At 70.7% G+C, this 280-nt stretch carries 1 protein-coding gene; it reads right to left on the bottom strand.

The features are described from left to right. Positions 1 to 280, bottom strand: a 280-nt coding sequence (locus tag RM445_RS32170) for an NAD-dependent epimerase/dehydratase family protein (protein ID WP_311560629.1), incomplete at both ends; no start/stop codon positions are given.

Consider the following 280-nt stretch of genomic DNA (forward strand, 5'->3'; position numbering starts at 1 on the left):
AGCTCGGTCATCATCACCACGCCCGCCTCGCCGGCGAACAGCCGACCGAGGAGGCGCGGCACGTGCACCGGCCTTCTGGCGCCCAGTGCCTGTGCCATCGTCGGCAGCCACTCCGCGACCGGCGCCGAGTCGTCGTCGACGACGTTGTAGACACCGCGCCTACCGCGCTCGATCGCGGCCACCGTCGCCTCCGCGGCATCGGCGACGTGGACGAACGACCACACACCGCCACCGTCGCCGACCAGCGGGAACTTGCGCTTGCGGATCAACTCGGGCATCT

Origin of the sequence: Pseudonocardia charpentierae (assembly GCF_031845345.1) — a bacterium.
GTDB classification, from domain to species: Bacteria; Actinomycetota; Actinomycetes; order Mycobacteriales; family Pseudonocardiaceae; genus Pseudonocardia; species Pseudonocardia charpentierae.